Annotated in this window: 1 protein-coding gene; it reads right to left on the bottom strand. The window is 53.4% G+C overall.

From position 1 onward, the window contains the following. Window positions 1–18: 18 nt before the first annotated feature. A partial coding sequence (locus tag ALO43_RS17665; protein WP_054997868.1) for an IS5 family transposase occupies window positions 19–513 on the bottom strand: 495 nt, incomplete at its 5' end.

Here is a 513-nt window from a genome sequence, read left to right as displayed (position 1 = left end):
CTAGGGTCTGTTCCCGTTTCACATTGGTAGCCACAGAAAAGCGCAGGCCATTGCTATGACGCTTTCATAGTTTCTCTTGAGTTTGTCAAATCGAGAAGCCACCGCCCGAAAATGCTTCAACCGGGCGAAGGCGTTTTCTACGAGATGTCGATTGCGATATAACCCCTTGTCCAGATCTGCGTTCCCTTTCAGAGAATTGCGCTTTCGTGGAATCACCACTTTGCTGCCTTGCTGCTCGACCTGAGCACGTATCGCTTCAGTGTCGTAGCCCTTGTCCGCAATGATCACTTCTGCATCGGGCACCTTGGCAATCAACGAGGCCGCCTGCGAACAATCATTGGTCTGGCCTCCGGTCACGTCAAATGCAATAGGCAGCCCACAAGCGTCTACAGCCAAGTGAATCTTGCTGGTGTTACCGGCTCGGCTTTTTCCGATGGCCTGGTCCTGCGTGCTGGCAGCACCTGCGCTGTGCTGATGAGCCTTGGCATAGCTGCCATCAATGAAAACCCACTC

It is taken from the genome of Pseudomonas tremae, assembly GCF_001401155.1.
Lineage (GTDB): Bacteria > Pseudomonadota > Gammaproteobacteria > Pseudomonadales > Pseudomonadaceae > Aquipseudomonas > Aquipseudomonas tremae.
This window is presented reverse-complemented; position numbering and strand designations above follow the sequence as displayed.